Annotated in this window: 16 protein-coding genes and 2 pseudogenes; 8 read left to right on the top strand and 10 right to left on the bottom strand. The window is 65.9% G+C overall.

The window, feature by feature from the left end; translation table 11 throughout:
- Positions 1-5 precede the first annotated feature (5 nt).
- Genes ORI27_RS17315 through ORI27_RS17295 form a run of 5 tightly spaced genes read left to right on the top strand, consistent with a single transcriptional unit; the run spans position 6 to position 4,318 of the window.
- Positions 6-722: an ATP-binding cassette domain-containing protein gene (locus ORI27_RS17315; protein WP_265998203.1), complete on the top strand. Its 717-nt coding sequence runs from the start codon at positions 6-8 to the stop codon at positions 720-722.
- A 14-nt stretch (positions 723-736) separates the two neighbouring features.
- Positions 737-1,849: a SufD family Fe-S cluster assembly protein gene (locus ORI27_RS17310; RefSeq protein ID WP_265998202.1), complete on the top strand. Its 1,113-nt coding sequence runs from the start codon at positions 737-739 to the stop codon at positions 1,847-1,849.
- Positions 1,850-1,859: 10 nt separating this feature from the next.
- Entirely contained in the window at positions 1,860-1,988 is a 129-nt protein-coding gene (locus tag ORI27_RS17305) for a hypothetical protein (protein ID WP_265998201.1), read from the top strand.
- 35 nt (positions 1,989-2,023) lie between these two features.
- A complete protein-coding gene (gene gluQRS, locus ORI27_RS17300) occupies positions 2,024-2,908 on the top strand; it encodes a tRNA glutamyl-Q(34) synthetase GluQRS (protein WP_265998200.1) in 885 nt (294 codons plus the stop codon).
- A gap of 36 nt (positions 2,909-2,944) precedes the next feature.
- The gene (locus ORI27_RS17295) at positions 2,945-4,318 is read left to right on the top strand and encodes a flavin monoamine oxidase family protein (protein WP_265998199.1); all 1,374 of its coding nucleotides are present in this window, start codon (positions 2,945-2,947) and stop codon (positions 4,316-4,318) included.
- Positions 4,319-4,335: 17 nt separating this feature from the next.
- Here ORI27_RS17295 and ORI27_RS17290 read toward each other — a convergent pair whose 3' ends face one another.
- The 3 genes and pseudogenes from ORI27_RS17290 to ORI27_RS17280 form a co-directional block, all read right to left on the bottom strand.
- A complete protein-coding gene (locus tag ORI27_RS17290; protein WP_265998198.1) occupies positions 4,336-5,556 on the bottom strand; it encodes a cytochrome P450 in 1,221 nt (406 codons plus the stop codon).
- Positions 5,557-5,662: 106 nt separating this feature from the next.
- Positions 5,663-6,889, bottom strand: a complete 1,227-nt coding sequence (tgt, locus tag ORI27_RS17285) for a tRNA guanosine(34) transglycosylase Tgt (RefSeq protein ID WP_265998197.1) — start codon at positions 6,887-6,889, stop codon at positions 5,663-5,665.
- Between the two features lie 92 nt (positions 6,890-6,981).
- Positions 6,982-7,197 (bottom strand): annotated as a pseudogene (locus tag ORI27_RS17280) (haloalkane dehalogenase); the annotation flags it as partial.
- A gap of 184 nt (positions 7,198-7,381) precedes the next feature.
- Between ORI27_RS17280 and ORI27_RS17275 the strand changes: the two are divergent.
- The gene (locus ORI27_RS17275) at positions 7,382-7,891 is read left to right on the top strand and encodes a lipoprotein LpqH (RefSeq protein WP_265998196.1); all 510 of its coding nucleotides are present in this window, start codon (positions 7,382-7,384) and stop codon (positions 7,889-7,891) included.
- A gap of 58 nt (positions 7,892-7,949) precedes the next feature.
- On the opposite strand, the gene ORI27_RS17270 is transcribed toward ORI27_RS17275, so the two are convergent.
- A complete protein-coding gene (locus ORI27_RS17270) occupies positions 7,950-9,311 on the bottom strand; it encodes a WS/DGAT/MGAT family O-acyltransferase (protein ID WP_265998195.1) in 1,362 nt (453 codons plus the stop codon).
- Positions 9,312-9,406: 95 nt separating this feature from the next.
- Entirely contained in the window at positions 9,407-9,688 is a 282-nt protein-coding gene (locus tag ORI27_RS17265; protein WP_265998194.1) for a hypothetical protein, read from the bottom strand.
- Positions 9,689-9,919: 231 nt separating this feature from the next.
- Here ORI27_RS17265 and ORI27_RS17260 point away from each other — a divergent pair, with 231 nt between their 5' ends.
- Positions 9,920-10,186, top strand: coding sequence for a DUF1918 domain-containing protein (locus tag ORI27_RS17260; RefSeq protein WP_265998193.1), 267 nt, complete (start codon positions 9,920-9,922; stop codon positions 10,184-10,186).
- 119 nt (positions 10,187-10,305) lie between these two features.
- Here ORI27_RS17260 and ORI27_RS17255 read toward each other — a convergent pair whose 3' ends face one another.
- The 4 genes from ORI27_RS17255 to ORI27_RS17240 form a co-directional block, all read right to left on the bottom strand.
- Entirely contained in the window at positions 10,306-10,497 is a 192-nt protein-coding gene (locus ORI27_RS17255; protein WP_265998192.1) for a YegP family protein, read from the bottom strand.
- Between the two features lie 24 nt (positions 10,498-10,521).
- A complete protein-coding gene (locus tag ORI27_RS17250) occupies positions 10,522-11,046 on the bottom strand; it encodes a YbhB/YbcL family Raf kinase inhibitor-like protein (RefSeq protein ID WP_407666338.1) in 525 nt (174 codons plus the stop codon).
- A 76-nt stretch (positions 11,047-11,122) separates the two neighbouring features.
- Positions 11,123-12,520 carry an alpha/beta hydrolase domain-containing protein gene (locus ORI27_RS17245; protein ID WP_265998191.1) on the bottom strand — a complete coding sequence of 466 codons (1,398 nt, stop codon included), beginning with the start codon at positions 12,518-12,520 and terminating at the stop codon, positions 11,123-11,125.
- Between the two features lie 69 nt (positions 12,521-12,589).
- Complete coding sequence (locus ORI27_RS17240) at positions 12,590-13,018, bottom strand: WS/DGAT domain-containing protein (protein WP_265998190.1); 429 nt, start codon at positions 13,016-13,018, stop codon at positions 12,590-12,592.
- 178 nt (positions 13,019-13,196) lie between these two features.
- Between ORI27_RS17240 and ORI27_RS17235 the strand changes: the two genes are divergently transcribed.
- Positions 13,197-14,012: a lysophospholipid acyltransferase family protein gene (locus tag ORI27_RS17235; protein WP_407666337.1), complete on the top strand. Its 816-nt coding sequence runs from the start codon at positions 13,197-13,199 to the stop codon at positions 14,010-14,012.
- Between the two features lie 31 nt (positions 14,013-14,043).
- On the opposite strand, the pseudogene ORI27_RS33175 reads toward ORI27_RS17235, so the two are convergent.
- Positions 14,044-15,280, bottom strand: a pseudogene (locus ORI27_RS33175) (alpha/beta hydrolase fold domain-containing protein).
- Between the last annotated feature and the right edge of the window lie 215 nt (positions 15,281-15,495).

Below are 15,495 nucleotides of genomic sequence, written 5' to 3'. Positions count from 1 at the left end.
CGCCCATGGGCGCAGCGCTGGAGTTGATCGACGTGGATATCGTCGTCGGTGAGACATCGATCTGCCGCGGGCTCAACCTGGTCATCGGGCTGGGTGAGACCCACGTGCTGTTCGGACCGAACGGTTCGGGCAAGTCGTCGCTGCTGGCCGCCACGATGGGCTTGCCATCCCACCGGGTGACCGCCGGGTCGATCCGTCTGTTCGGGGAGCCGATCGAAGACCTGCCCGTCCGCGAACGCGCCCTTCGCGGCTTGGGGATGGCCTATCAGCGGCCGCCCGTCGTCCAGGGCGTCTCACCGCGTGGCCTGGCCACCTCGCTCGGAGCGCTCACGGAGTTGTTCAACGGGTCCGCGCTGCTGGATCTGGAGGGGCTGATCGACCGTGACATCAACGCCGGGTTCTCCGGCGGGGAGACCAAGCGCTGGGAGATTCTCAAGCTGTATCTGCAGCAACCCGTGATGTGCCTGTTCGACGAACCCGAGACGGGCGTCGACCTCGAACACGTCGGCGCCGTCGGCGCCGCGATCAAGGGACTGGTCGAAGACGAGGAATCCACCCGGCGTTCGGCCTTGGTGGTGGCCCATACCGGCTTCATTCTCGACCACCTGACCGTCGACGTCGGACATCTGATGATCGGCGGCCGGTTGGTGTATTCCGGCGATCCCTACGAGCTGTTCGAGCACATCAAGACGCGGGGATACACCATCCCCGCGGATATGTAGATCGCGAGGCGACCGTGATCACCGCCGATCTGACCGACCTCGAGGTCGAGCCACTGCAAGACATCGGGTACAGCCCTGAGCACCTGCACGCGGGCACCTGCGTCATCGTCGATGACGACGTCCGACGCATCTCGGTGTTCGAGGACGGTGTGGAGATCCTGCCGATCTCCGATGCGCTGCAACGCTATTCCTGGATCCGGGATCTGACCGGTAGCGAGCTCTCACCCGAACTCCACGGCTACTTCATCTGGGTGCACGAGGGTGTCGAGCTCACCAAGCCTCTGCAGGCGTTCACCCTGTTGGCCACCCCGGGGCACGCCCAGTCCGTTCACAACGTCACCGTCATAGACCGGAATGCCAAGGTCGAGATGCTCTCTGGCACAACGGTGGGACCCTTCGTCACCGAAGGTCGCCACAGCCCGATTCGGGAGACCCATGTCCGTGAGGGCGCGAGATGTATCTCGGTGTCGATCACACATGGGAGCGCCGGGATGACCTTTGAAAGCCAGGCCCGCGCTCATGTCGGTGTCGACGGACTTCTCGCCGAGACGTCAATTGCCTTGTCGGGCTTACGCCGCTACCGCTCTGCGCGCACCAGCGTCGTCGGACGCAACGGTACCGCCAATGATCAGACGATCGTATTCGCCCCCACCGGTACCCGACGTGAGATCGACTCGCTTACCCGGCTGGTCGGCGCGGGGGCGAGCGCCGCGTCAGTCGTCCGGATGGTGAGCGACGGCGGTGACATCGTCAATCGCGCGGAGTTGATCGGCGACGCGCACGCCGTCCGGGGCTATCTCGGCTGCGGTGGGCTCAAACTCAGCGACCATGGCCAGTTGGAGTTCTCACCCGTACTACGGGCTGCCACGGCCGACGCGCAGTTGTCCCATAATGCGTCGATCGGCATGGCCGGTCAGGACAACCTGACCTACCTGATGGCCACCGGCATGTCCGAGGAGGACGCCCGCGAGCTGATCGTTCAGGGCTTTCTCGACCTCGATAACAGGGGTATCCCCAGGGTGTTCCGCGATCAGGTCGACGCGATGATCGCCATTGCGAAGTCGGGCGCGATGCAGATGGCGAGCCGACAACCACGTAGCCCCCGCCAACCCCACTCATTAGATTAGGCTTACCTCTATGCTGGGATCTGTCCGTGCGCTCGGCCCCGATGTCCTCGTCAGCGGCGGTATGCGGTTGCTGACTCCGCCGTTGCGGGCCGTCTACGCTCTGCTCATCCACGCCGGCCTCCTCGTCATCGAGGACTAGTTCTCGCGCGGTCGAGCTTGGACTAGATTGCGGACGTGACCCGCCCAACGCCGGGCGCGGGCCGGTTCGCCCCCAGTCCGTCGGCCGACCTGCATATCGGTAACCTGCGCACCGCCGTCCTCGCCTGGCTGTTCGCCCGTTCGACAGGTCGGCGCTTCCTGATGCGGATCGAAGACCTCGACGACCGCACCCACGCCGACGTGGCGCACCGCCAACTCGCCGATCTGGCTGCGCTCGGCATCACCTGGGATGAATTGCCGCAGTGGCAGTCCCGGCAAAGGGAGCACTACGTCACCGTGATCGATGAATTGGCCGCGCGCGGCCTCACCTACGAATGCTATTGCAGCAGAAAGGATATTCTCAGCGCGCCGCGCGCACCACACGCCCCGGAAGGGGCCTACCCCGGGACCTGTCGCGAACTGACCGAGGCCGAACGGGTCGCCAAGCGCGCTACCGGCCGCCCACCCGCGCTGCGATTGCTCGCCGATGCCACCCAGTACACCGTCACCGATCTGCTGCACGGTAGCTACACCGGTGTCGTCGACGACTTCGTGCTGCGGCGCGGCGACGGTGTGCCGGCCTACAACCTCGCCGTCGTCGTCGACGATGCGCGCTCCGGTGTGGACCAAGTGGTGCGCGGTGACGACCTGCTGTCATCGTCTCCACGACAGGCGTACCTGACCGACCTGCTCGGCCATCGGCTACCGGTCTACGCCCACGTGCCGTTGGCGCTCAACGCCGACGGCAAGCGGCTGGCCAAGCGGGACGGTGCGGTGACCCTCGCCGAGCTCGGGGCGCAACGGGCGTTCGCGTTGATCACCGAGTCGCTGGGCTGGCCGTCAGCCGACCCGAACGAATTGCTGACCCACTTCGACCCCGCCGGGATACCCCGTGAACCCTGGGTATATCAACCGGTTTGATCGCAACCGGGCGCACCCTGTGCCACAGTGTCCTCCATGTCGAAACAGCAGGAGATCGACGCGGACGTCGTCATTGTCGGCGCGGGCCTTTCCGGAATGATCGCCGCCCGCAAGGTGCTCGAAGCCGGACTCACCCCCGTTGTGCTGGAGGCCGACGAGCGGGTCGGAGGACGCATCCTCACCGAGGAAGCCCTGCCGGGATTGCCGGTGGAGCTCGGCGCCCAATGGATCGGCGATACCCATGAGCGGATGTTCCGGCTGGCCGCCGAACTCGGCGTCCAGACCTACCCACAGTTCGAGGACGGCGAGACTTCCTATGACCTCGTCGGCTCGGGAGTACTGCGCGAGCGCGAGTTTCACGCCCGCTTCGCCGGTGAATTGGCCGAACTCGAGCGCGTGCTGCGCCGTCTGGATGAGTTGGCCGCCGACGTTCCGGTGGAGGCACCCTGGCTGGCAGCGCAGGCCGCCGAATGGGACGCCGTCACGGCGGGCGCGTGGTACGACGCCCAGGGATTGTCGCCGATCGCCCGCACGCTCTTGGAGATCTGCACGGTCGGGATTCTGGCGGTGCCCACCGCCGAGGTGTCCTTCCTGCATCTGCTGTTCACCATTCAGACCTGCGGGGTGACCTCGGAGCTGTTCGCCGAATCCGAAGGCGGAGCCCAGACGACCCGCTTCGTCGGGGGCACCGGGGAGATCCCGCGCCGACTGGCCGCCCTGATCGCCGATCACATCGTGCTCAACGTCCCGGTTCAGCTGATCGAACACTCCGCCGACAGCGTGACCGTGAGCTGCCGCGGTGGCCTGGTGGCGCGTGGGCGCCGGGTGATCGTTGCCATCTCGCCGACCCTCGCGGGGCGAATCATGTACGACCCTCCCCTTTCCGGCGTGCGTGATCAACTCACCCAGCGCCTGCCGAACGGCTCAGCCATGAAGGCGTTCTTCGTCTACGACGAACCATTCTGGCGCGCAGACGGATTCAATGGTCAGCTCATCTCCGACGTCGGCCCGGCCCGAATGTCCAACGACACCTGTATACCCGGCGACGACCACGGGGTGATCCTGATGTTCCTCGAGGGCGATCAGGCGCGCACGTTCGGACGCCTACCCGAAGACGAGCGCCGTGCGGCGCTGACTGCCGAACTGGTGCGCCACTACGGCAGCCGGGCCGCGAACCCGGAATTCTACGTGGACGGGGAATGGTCGGACCGGCAGTGGACGCGCGGGTGCTACAACGCCAACCTCGGCCCCCATGTGTGGACCGCGTACGGCTCGGCGTTGAGCGCACCGATGGGCGTGATCCACTGGGCGTCAACCGATACCGCCACAGCGTGGAGCGCCTACATGGAGGGTGCCGTCGATGCGGGTGAGCGGGCCGCTCTGGCGGTCATCGGCGAACTGGCGGGCTGACCGGAGGATTCGCGCGCTCACACGGCGACGTCGAGGCGCGCCATTCCGCGCAGTGTGACGTGCGGCTTGTAGACCGGCTCCTCGGCCAGGCGTGCCTCCGGGAATCGTTTCGTCACCGCCGACAGGGCGACCGACGCCTCCATCCGCGCCAGCGGGGCACCGAGGCAGAAGTGCGGGCCGTGGCCGAACGCGAGGTGGCGGATCGAGTCACGGGCCGGATCGAACTCGTCGGGCCGTTCGACGACCGCGGGATCCCGGTGGGCCGCGGCCAACAGCAGCATCATGATGTCGCCCTTGGGAATTGACGTCGTCCCGATCGTCATGTCGGCGCCGGCGACGCGGCCGACCAGCTGTACGGGCGGGTCATAGCGCAGCGTCTCCTCGATGATGGCCGGAGCCCGGCCGGGGTCGGCACTCAGCGCCGTCCAGTGTTCGCGGTGCCGCAGCATCGCCAGGATGCTGTTGGCGATCAGGTTCACCGTCGTCTCGTGACCGGCGATCAGCAGCAGGTTGCAGGTCGCGACGATCTCCTCCTCGGTGAGCTGATCCCCGGATTCCTCGACGGAGATCAACGCCGACATCAGATCGTCGGCGGGCTCCGATCGCCGATGCTCGAGCAACTCGCGCAGATACCCCCGCAGCCACAGCCCGGCCTCCAACCGTTCCTCGAACCCCTGCGCCTCGCCGGTGAAGGTGGCGAACGGATCCAGTCCCTGTGCCAAAAGTGTTGATGCGGAGCTGAATTGCGGTTCGTCCTCGATCGGTACACCCAATAGCCGGCAGATCACCGCTACCGGCAGCGGGTGGGCGAGGCTGTCAATGACGTCGAATTGCCCGGTCTCGGCGACCTTGTCCAGCAGGTCGTCGACCATCCCGGCGATATCGGGTTCCAGCGCCTTGACCACCCTCGGCGAGAAGGCCTTGCTGACCAGTTTGCGCAGCCGGGTGTGATCCGGTGGATCGAGGAACAGGAATCCGGGGGTACCGAACGGCCGGGGTTGTTCGCCGGCCGCGACGGCCCGCTGCGAGGCGGTGGACTTCAGCCGATCGCTACACGAGTCGGGATGCCGCAACACCTCGTCGCAGTCGGCGAAGCTGGACAGGACGTGCAGCGTGGACTCGGGCAGGTGAATCGGCCCGCCGTCGAGGATCTCGCGGTACACCGGGTACGGGTTGGCCCGGTTTGCGGGGTCGAGCAGTTTCAGCAGCAGCTCTTGCGGCTCGGTGGCAGCGGTCATCCATCTATTGTGCACGCGTTGAATGGCGGCGGGCCGCGTCGAGATCGACGAATTGTCGCGATCTACTCAGACTTCGCCGCCCACATGTCGGTTTGGGCGGCGGGGGTCACGACCCGTAGTAGCGGCCGAGCACGTGTTCGCGCAGTTCGTCGAACTCCCCCGCACCGATCGAGGCGCGGATCTGATCGACGAGCCGGATGACGAACCGCTCGTTGTGGATCGTGCACAGGGTCGCCGACAGGATCTCCTTGGCCTTGAAGAGGTGGTGCAGATAGGCCCGGGTGTAGTGGGCGCAGGTGTAGCAGTCGCAGTCGGCGTCGATGGGGGTGAAGTCACGGCGATAGCGCGCGCCGGTGATGTTGAACCGGCCGGTCGGCGCGTACACCGCGGCGTTGCGCGCCACCCGCGACGGCGACACACAGTCGAAGGTGTCGGCGCCGGCGGCGACGGCGGCGAACAGGTCGTCGGGTTCGCTGATCCCGAGTAGGTGGCGCGGCTTGTCATCGGGCAGTTCGTCGATGCACCACCCGACGATCGTGGCCAGGTTCTGCTTTTCCAGCGCCCCGCCGATGCCGTAGCCGTCGAACCCGCGTCCCTCGGCATCGACGATGCCGGCCAGGTCCCGGGACGCCTGGCGGCGCAGATCCTCGTACTGCGCGCCCTGCACCACACCGAACAGGGCCTGGCTGGGCCGCTCCGGGCGCTCCGCGGTCAGTCGGCGGTGTTCGGTCAGGCACCGCACCGCCCACGCCTGGGTGCGGGCCACCGATTCCTCTTGGTAGCCGCGGGTATTCACCAACGTGGTCAGTTCGTCGAAGGCGAAGATGATGTCGGCGCCGATCTTGTGCTGAATCTGCATCGACACCTCGGGGGTGAACCGATGCGTCGACCCGTCCAGATGCGAGATGAAGGTCACCCCGTCGTCGTCGACGTGGGCGAGGCGTTGTTTGCCCTCGGCGATCACGTCGTCGGCCTGCACCCGGTTGGCGTCCATCGACAGCACCTTGCGGAACCCAGCCCCCAGCGACAGCACCTGGAAGCCGCCGCTGTCGGTGAACGTCGGCCCCGGCCAGTTCATGAACGCGCCCAGGCCACCGGCCTCGTCGACGATGTCGGGGCCGGGCTGCAGGTAGAGGTGATAGGCGTTGGCGAGCACAGCCTGTGCGCCGAGGTCACGCATCGTCTCGGGCAGTACCGCCTTGACCGACGCCTTGGTGCCCACCGCGATGAACGCCGGGGTGTGGATATCACCGTGCGGGGTGTGGATCACCCCGGTGCGGCCGCGACGGCCGGGCAGCTCGGCATCGACGGTGAAGAACACGGTGTTATTCAACCAGCGCCCAGACTGCAGGTGATGAACACATCCGCCGAGAGCGGGCGCAAACAACTGCAGTCTCGGCTCAGATCGAGGACGTCAAGGGCGCGGGCGGCGACCAATACCGGAATCATCTTGCGGTAGAGAAATGACCACGACGGTTCGCCGTGCAGCATCAGAACCGGGTCGGCGTCGGCGGGCCCGCCTTCGATCCAGGCCACCCTGAGGCGACCACCCTCGCTGTCATCGAGCTCGCAATAGTGCGGCGAATAAGGGAGATTCGGAATTGCAGCAAATTGATCATCGGGTGTACGCAACGTCTGCATGACGCCGAAGATACCGACTTTGCCTGCGCTGTCCGGTATTTGCCGGATGCCGGCGAGGATTTCGTGTTGTCGGCTATCAGGCAAATTTTTCGGCCATTCCTGCCATCAGCGGGAATTCGCGAACCATACTTTTGGTCGATGATCCGTCAATGGCGACGGATCACCCCTACCTAAGGAGACATCGGTGAAGCGTGGGATGGTGGTGACCGTGGCCGGCGCCGCAATCGTGGTGGCCGGTTTGGCCGGGTGTTCCAAGAGCGACAACAAATCAGAGTCGACGACGAGCGCGACGACTACGTCCGCGGAGGCGTCGACAACGAGCGCGGCCGCGTCTCCGAGCGCGACCGCCGGTGCCGGCAGTGCCAAGGTGACCATCGATGGCCAGCCGCAGGACGTCAAGGGTCAGGTCGTCTGCGCGAATGCGGGCGGAAACATGAACATCGCGATCGGCGAGGCGATGACCGGTATCGCCGCCGTGCTGGCCGAGGACGCTTCCTCGGTGCAGTCCGTCGGCCTGGGCAACGTCAACGGTGTGACGCTGGGCTACACCGCGGGTGTGCCGGGTGGGGCCGAAGCGACCGCCACCAAGGACGGCAATACTTACAAGATCACCGGAACGGCGACGGGTGTGGACATGGCCAACCCGATGCAGCCGGTGACCAAGCCCTTCGAGATCGAGGTCACCTGCCCCTGACGGCAGGTCAGGCGGAGCGGCGGCGCCCTGAGGGGTCGCCGCCGCTTCTTTGTTCCGGTTAGACCCCGACGGCTTCTTCGAGCCCGGTCAGCGAGTCTTCCAGCTGGCCCAGCAGCCGCTGCAGGTGCGGAATGCTGCGTCGGCAGCCGACCAGGCCGAAGTCGAGGTTGTCGGCGTTGTTGGACAGCGTGATGTTGAGGGCTTGGCCGTCCAGCGCGATCGACAGCGGATAGTTGCCGTCCAATCGGGCCCCGCGCCAGTACAGCGGCTCCCGGGCGCCGGGCACATTGGAGATGACGATGTTGAACGGCGGCGCAGCCGCGGCCGCCAGCACCGGCACCAGGGTCAGTGCCATCGGCGCGACGTTGAACGCCGACAGGGCCAGCCGCTGCAGCCTGGGCAGCTGCCCGAACACCTCCTTGTTGCCGGCCATCGAGTCGTGGATGATCTCCAGTCGCTGGGCCGGGTCATCGACGTCGGTGGCCAGGCAGCACAAGATGCTGCCCACCATGTTCCCGCCGCCGGAGTTGTCGTCCTCGGAGCGGAGGTTCACCGGCACCATCGCGATCAACGGCCGGTCGGGCAGGGCGTGCTGCTCGATGAGGTAGGCGCGCAGGGCGCCGGCACACATCGCCAGCACGACGTCGTTGAGGGTGACACCGGTGGCGTCCTTGATGGCCACGAACCGCTTGATCGGCCAGGACTGCGCCGCGCAGCGGCGGGCCCCGCCGATGGGAACGTTGAACATCGTCTTGGGTGCGCCGAACGGCAATGTCAGCTGCTGCTCCAGCAATGCGGCGCGCGCGACCATCAAGGTCGAGGGGGCTATTCCCGCGATCGATCCGGCCACGCGCTGGAGCTGGCCCACCGCCGACACGGCGCGCGATTCTTTGGCCCGTTTGCGCGGCCCGAGACTCCAGGGTGCCCGCACCTCGATGTCCCGGGGATCCAGTGACAGCGAGCGACGCATCAGCTTCATCGCGGAGACACCGTCCAGCAGCGCGTGGTGGACCTTCGTGTAGACGGCGACTCGCCCGTCGCTGAGCCCTTCGACCAGGTGGGTTTCCCACAACGGCCGGTGCCGATCCAGCAGGCTGCCATGCAACCGCGACGTGAGTTCGAGCAGTTCACGGATCCGCCCCGGTGACGGAAGCGCCGAGCGGCGCAAGTGGTACTCGAGGTCGACGTCCCCGTCGAACGACCAGGCGAGGTTGGCGATGCCGCCGAACAGCTCGCCGGGATGCTTACGGAACGTCGGCTGCAGATCCTCCTGGGCCAGCATCTCGGCATAGATATCGGCCAGGAACTCTGGGCCGGCATCTTCGGGCAGCTCGAACAATTGCAGGCCGCCGACGTGCATGGGATGTTCGCGGGACTCGCCCAGCAGGAACAGCGAATCCGTCGGCGAAATCAGCTCCATCGAGGACCTCCCGCGTCGGTTCTACCCCGTGTGCCCATTACACCGTGTTGTCACACGGCCCGAGGTATCCCGGGCGGATCAGCCCAGCAGAAGGATCAGCGGTGACCGCCGCCACCGCCGCCGCCACCACCGGGATGCGCGTTGAAGCCCGGCTCGGCCACTTCGGCCTCGGTGAGCTGGTCGCTGGTGTCGGGGATGATGGTCGGGGCGCAGTCCAACGAGAAGCTGTCCTCGGTATCGGTGTCCTGACACTGGGCCATCACCCGTGGTGGAGCACCGCCGATGCCGGCGAATACGGCGACCGCCGGGGCCGCCGCGATCACCAATCCGATTGCCGCGTAGAGCAATCCTCGTGTGCGAGCCGAAGCGGTCGACATGATGACAAACCCCCAAGAGTTCTCGATGGCGTCTGGCTGAAGCGCTGGGCCTCCAAACCGCCAGAGTAGGTGAGGTTGCTGGGAATCGCGATGGATCCCGCTGATTCACAGCGACAGTGCAGGTGCGGCCGGCGCGATGGACTTTCGGCCACAACGGCGGTGACCGACTGCTCTGCTGATGTGACGGTGAGCACACCCATGATGGGTTCATCCGACCCGAAGGAGCGAGGAATGAAAGCCAAAGTCGGGGACTGGTTAGAGATCAAGGGCACCACGACCGAACAGCACGATCAGCGTGGACTCATCACCGAGGTGCACTCCGAAGACGGCTCGCCGCCCTACGTCGTGCGCTGGCTTGCCACCGGCCACGAAGCGACGGTATATCCCGGCTCGGATGCCATCGTGATCACCGCGGAAGAGCAGAAGGACGCCGACGAGCGCGCACGCGCCCGAATCACGGCCGTGCAAGACGCGATCACACACCCGGCGGCCGACTGAAATTTGATCTACGCGGAGGTGGTCGGGGTCCGCCGTATGCTCACCGTCCTGCGGGCTGTCATCGCGATCGTGGCGATGGCTGTGGCAGGCGTCCCGGCCGGCGTGGGCGACCGGTCAACCTAGTTGGCGTGATCCGACAGGTCGACCACCTCAGCATCGGGGGCATGTTTTCTCACTGACGCAATGGCGTTCTTCACGCCGGCTTTCGACTCATAATCCTCGCTAGTGGCGATGATGGCGCCGTTGCCGGCCTTGAGCCAGAACCGGAACCGGCCCTCCGCGTCCTCGGTGATCTCGAACTTGCCCGCCATGTCTTGACTCCCTGGGAAGTGGCCTCAACCGCCGAACAGACCGACCGTGGTGGCCGCGGCGATGGCCGCACCGCTGATCGCATCGGTGGCCTGCCTCACCGGTGTTGTCGGCGCCAACACCAACGGCTTGCTCAGCGCGTACAGCTGAAAGCGATAGTGGTGCACGCCGGTACCCGCCGGCGGGCAGGGGCCGAGATAGTTCGCATTACCGGTGGAGTTGAGGCTGACCTGCGCACCGTCGGGCAGTCCACCGTCGACGATTTCGGTGGTCGACGGAGGTATGCCGGTGACCACCCAATGCGTGTAGAGCCCGCTGGGTGCATCGGGGTCGTCGACGACCAAGGCCAGCGATTCCGCGCCGTCCGGCACGCCCTCCCAGCGCAGTGGCGGGGGGACGTTGCCTCCGTGACAGGAGAACTCCACCGGGATGGGTGTGTTGTCGGCGAAGGCAGGGCTGCTCACCGCCAACTCCGCCGCTTTCGCCCCCGGCGCGGCGGCCACCATGGCGATTGCGGTCATTCCTCCGGTCAGCACCGCGCGAAGCACCATGGCAACCCCTGTGCACGTGGAACCACTAACACTCCGCAACCTACTTCGCTAGCCGGACGCAGGGTAGTGCCGAAAGTCACGGATACGTCGCCGCCGCCAGCTGCAGAATCTCTTCACGATCGGCCGACAGTAGAAACCCCGACCGGATTGCCTCATCGAGCGATGTCGTGAAGCGGTCGAGATATTCGGTTGCCCCACCCGGATAGAGTCGGGTGAGGGTGGCAGCGTCGAAGGGTTCGCCCGAACCGAACAGATGCGACAGCGGGCTCTCGGCGGAGCCGATCCCCGACGTCCGCGCGATTGGTACGTCGACCCACGGGGTGCGCACCCCGCCCATCGCGAGTCCGTTTGCATCCAGGACCGGTCGCGGCGGGTCGGTGTCGCCAAGCTCCATCGGCGCGGCCGTCGCCGGAGCCGTGCCGTCGCGGATCCAGTCATGCAGGCCGGCGATCGCCGCTTGGAGGACGTAATGGTGTTGTGGGGCGAAGTTGATGAAATGCGGTAGCCGCTGACCCATGAGTGTGTCGGTCGGCGCGTATGCGGCCACCAGTTCCTGCAGGGGTGCGAAACCGCTGTCGATACGGCTGACCTGAATCGTGTAGTTGTCGGCATGAGCGGTGCCGGGGATCTCCCAGGTCCGTAGCCGTTCGGTGTCGGGTTGCCTCGCCAGGTGGTAGCCCGGCCGCAGGCCACCGACGACATCGGTTTCGGTGAGAACTGTCATCAGCGGGACGCGCAGACCGTCGCGAAACTTGACGGCTCGGGGTGCGGCGGCTTCCGGCTGGGCGAATATGGACGTGCCGTCCAGCGGTGCGGCGGGCCCGAATCGGGAGTGGATCAAGAACCCGTCATAGACCTGTGCGATCGGATCGATGGCGTTGACGTAAGTGGTCAAGAACATCGCTGATTGCGATTCACCAACGGCCACGACGTATTCCGGTTTCAGTGGACCCAGGACTTCAGAGCTCCTCGCGCCACGCACCAGCTGGCCGGCCTGAGAGAAGATGTCGTAGGCGTAGGCGTCTTCCGGGTGGTTCAGACGCCAGTAGCGTTCGGGATCCTGCTTCTTCAGCGACATGTCCATACCGAGGCTCGCGCCACCTTCGATCCCGACCTGCTGCGCTGAGACCGCGACATAGGCATAGCCCCGGCGAACCAATTCGCGGTGCGCCATGAACCAGACGGCGGGAGCGTCGATGCCTCCGCTGACGTTCAGCCATTCGACGACGACTGTTCCGTTGAACCTCGCCGGATCCGACGGCTTCAAGACGACTATCCGGGTGGTGTAGTCGGCCGAACCCGAAGGTATCGCCTCCCAACGACCATCGGCACCGAGTTCGGCGACGGAGGCGAAGGCGGACGCCGATCCCGAGACGAAGTACTCGTCATCGGTGTAACCGAGGCTGGCAATGTCGTAGGCACCGAGCAGAAGTTTCGGCTCGCCCGGAGCGTGCGCGGCGACCGGCCCGGTCACCGCGTCACGACCGCGGGATCAACAGCGTCTGCAATGTGATGGCGACGATCACGGCGTGGCATCGGACGGTCATGCACGTTGCGGGCTCTCAACCACACTCGGATTTGAAATGCCTGTCGCTGAAGGTAATTCGTCGAACGCGGCCTGGATTCGCTGGGTGAACAAATCGGCATCGGGCAGGGTTCTCACGCAGCCGTACACCGCGAAATTGAGCATGCCGGCATAGCTCCAGACGGTGATGTTGACACCAGCTTCGGCTGGTCCCGCAGCATCGACGGCGAGCGGGGAACCGGCGCACTCCCGCGCGCTGCTGCACGTCCCTGCCGGATGGTGTTCAGCCGCCGCGGCAATTCGCGCCGATACTGCTGCTGGCTGGACGCCTCGTCGAAGACCGCGATCTTCAGTATGTGCTGCGGCTCGATCGGCTCGTCGAGGATGAACGTGGGTGTCGCTGCCCGACAGCCGGATCGTGGCGTCTGCCTCTTGCTGGAGTTTCATGGTTGACCGTCTCCTCGGCCGGGATAGTCGCGCTTCCGGCCCGCCTGCGGAAAACACGTAATCCGGGATGTGGCTCACAACTACGCTATCGGATGGCGGGTCGTTCATCGGCAGTTCCACGGGTCTCCACAGGCGTCCGTATTGGACACCGAATCGGCCAGACGAGGAGAGGTCCGTGGTGAACGACAAAGATGAAACGATCGCCCGTCCGGGAGACTTCACCGGCGACTGGGATCCGGCGATGATGCAGCGGATGGTCAGCCTCGCGCGGCCGGTGTGCAAGATCTGGTTTCGTTCCCAAGTGCGCGGGTTGGAGACGTTTCCCTCTGGTGCGGCGCTGATCGTGTCGAACCATTCCGGGCTCCCGTACGCCTGGGACGCGCCGGTCCTCTGGGTCGACTTCTTCGAGAAGTTCGGATACGAGCGGAGGCTGTATGTCCTCGGTCACGATGTTCTGTTCCGCGGGCCGGCCACCGGGACCCTGATGCGGATGGGCATGCTTCGGGCCAGCCGCGACAACGCCGGCAAGGCGCTGCGTTCGGGTGCCGCGGTCATGGTTTTTCCCGGCGCGGCCCATGATGCGGCACGGCCTACCTGGGAACAGAGCACGATCGATTTCGCCGGCCATACCGGCTACGTCACGATCGCGCTCGAAGCCGGCGTGCCGATCGTTCCGGTGGTGTCCATCGGCGGGCAGGAGACACAGTTGTACCTGACCCGCGGTACCTGGCTGGCGAAATCGCTGGGGCTGCAACGGCTGATCCGCCTCGAGCAGATGCCGGTGTCGTTCGGCTTCCCGTTCGGGTTGAGTGTGGGGACGGTGAACCTGCCGTTTCCCTCCAAGATCATCACTCAGATGCTGGCGCCGATCGACATCACCGCACGGTTCGGCAAGGAACCCGATGTCACCGACGTGGACACGTACGTTCGCACGGTGATGCAGTCCGCGTTGGATGGCCTTGCGGCCCGGCGCCGCTTCCCCATTCTGGGGTGACGGTCTCAGTATCGCTCGACGGCGTAACTGCCTACCTTCCCTTGGCGGTCCTGGCGACCCCGGCGCTCGCCCTCTCGTGGATCTCGTCGAGGAAGATCCCAATCGCCGTCATCACCGAGTCGGTGCGCGCGCCGTCGGTCATATCGAAGCCGTGTTGGGCTCCGGGCACTTCCAGATAGCCGACCGTCGACTGCGACACGTCGCGGAGCCGGTCGTTGAAATCTCGCGCCTGTGCCACCGGAATCACCGTGTCACAGCTCCCGTGCACGATGAGGAACGGCGGGGCATCGGGGCGCACCCGGGCAATCGGCGACGCCTTGCGGAAGACATGCGGATCGTGCGCCTGCCGCTTCCTGACGACGACGTGTTCGAGGAATTCGACGAACCGATCACGCTCGGGAGTTGACCGGTCGGCCCAGTCGTACCGACCGTAGATACTCACCACGGCGTCCACCGTGGTGTCCGCCTGGGGTGGCAGGTCAAGATGAAAGTCCTGGTCGTCGTGGGTGAGGCCGGTCAGGGCGGCCAGGTGCCCCCCCGGCGGACGACCCCGCGACGGCGACGAAGTCGGGATTGCCGCCGAACTCCGCGATGTTGGCACGAGCCCAGGCGACCGCGGCTTTCACGTCGGCGACATGCCGCGGCCAGCGATGGTGCGGAGACACCCGGTAGTCAATCGCCAGACATATCCAGCCCCGCTCGGCAAGGTGCGACATCAGCGCATGACCCTGCAGCATCCGCTTGCCGTGTACCCATCCGCCGCCGGGTACGTAGACCAGAACCGGCGCGGGCTGTGCCGGCAAGTCGTCGCGCCGCCAGATTTCCAGCAGCTGCCCCGGCGCGCTGCCATAGCTGACCGAGGATCTGTGCAGGTACTGCTGACGCTTCCCGCGGTACCTGAGCACCGGTGGGAGCCGGTCCGGCCCGGGCCAGTCGACGTCCAACCGCTCTGCTGACACCACTCCCTGCAGCGCTTGCGCGCTGACCTCGTGGGCCGGCGGCAGGTCCTCCTGGCGTGGTTTCGGCTCGCCGGTGGGCAGCTTTCCACTCACCAGGTAGGAAACCATCTCAGGGGCCACCCGGCAGCCCCACAACGCCATCGCGGCTACCCCGCCGAGCGTCTCGAAACGCTTACCCACGAGCGGAAGGGCAGAACAAGCCTCGGTGATTCCCAGGACGAGGGGGGTCGGGTTGAGGAATTTCCACCATTTCGTCCGCGACGGCGGCTCGTGCCCGATCGCTGCAGCGGTCGACCGCTTGGATTCCATGTCTCAGCCCTTCCCAGCCGGCGTGCTGGAACGGTATTCCACCTGCGAAAACACGCCTGGGTGTGACGCTTCTCATACCAGGCTAGCCGAGGTGGACACGTCCACTCGACGCAGGCGTCAATTTCGTGGAGGCTCCGCGCCGAGGTCGACACCCGGGTGCGCAGGGCGGCGCAGTCCACGTTGGACCATTCGGCCGCCCAACACCACCTCCCGAT

The organism is Mycobacterium pinniadriaticum, assembly GCF_026242045.1.
In the GTDB taxonomy this organism is placed as follows: Bacteria; Actinomycetota; Actinomycetes; order Mycobacteriales; family Mycobacteriaceae; genus Mycobacterium; species Mycobacterium pinniadriaticum.
Note: the sequence above shows the minus strand (reverse complement) of the source record. Positions and strands in the feature narration are given on the sequence as shown.

Coding starts and splice junctions, on each gene's coding strand:
- ORI27_RS17315 (WP_265998203.1), top strand. CDS start 6: ATGGGCGCAGCGCTGGAGTTGATCGACGTGGATATCGTCGTCGGTGAG.
- ORI27_RS17305 (WP_265998201.1), top strand. CDS start 1,860: ATGCTGGGATCTGTCCGTGCGCTCGGCCCCGATGTCCTCGTCAGCGGC.
- ORI27_RS17295 (WP_265998199.1), top strand. CDS start 2,945: ATGTCGAAACAGCAGGAGATCGACGCGGACGTCGTCATTGTCGGCGCG.
- ORI27_RS17290 (WP_265998198.1), bottom strand. CDS start 5,556: ATGACCGCTGCCACCGAGCCGCAAGAGCTGCTGCTGAAACTGCTCGAC.
- ORI27_RS17270 (WP_265998195.1), bottom strand. CDS start 9,311: ATGGAGCTGATTTCGCCGACGGATTCGCTGTTCCTGCTGGGCGAGTCC.
- ORI27_RS17265 (WP_265998194.1), bottom strand. CDS start 9,688: ATGTCGACCGCTTCGGCTCGCACACGAGGATTGCTCTACGCGGCAATC.
- ORI27_RS17260 (WP_265998193.1), top strand. CDS start 9,920: ATGAAAGCCAAAGTCGGGGACTGGTTAGAGATCAAGGGCACCACGACC.
- ORI27_RS17255 (WP_265998192.1), bottom strand. CDS start 10,497: ATGGCGGGCAAGTTCGAGATCACCGAGGACGCGGAGGGCCGGTTCCGG.
- ORI27_RS17250 (WP_407666338.1), bottom strand. CDS start 11,046: ATGGTGCTTCGCGCGGTGCTGACCGGAGGAATGACCGCAATCGCCATG.
- ORI27_RS17240 (WP_265998190.1), bottom strand. CDS start 13,018: ATGAAACTCCAGCAAGAGGCAGACGCCACGATCCGGCTGTCGGGCAGC.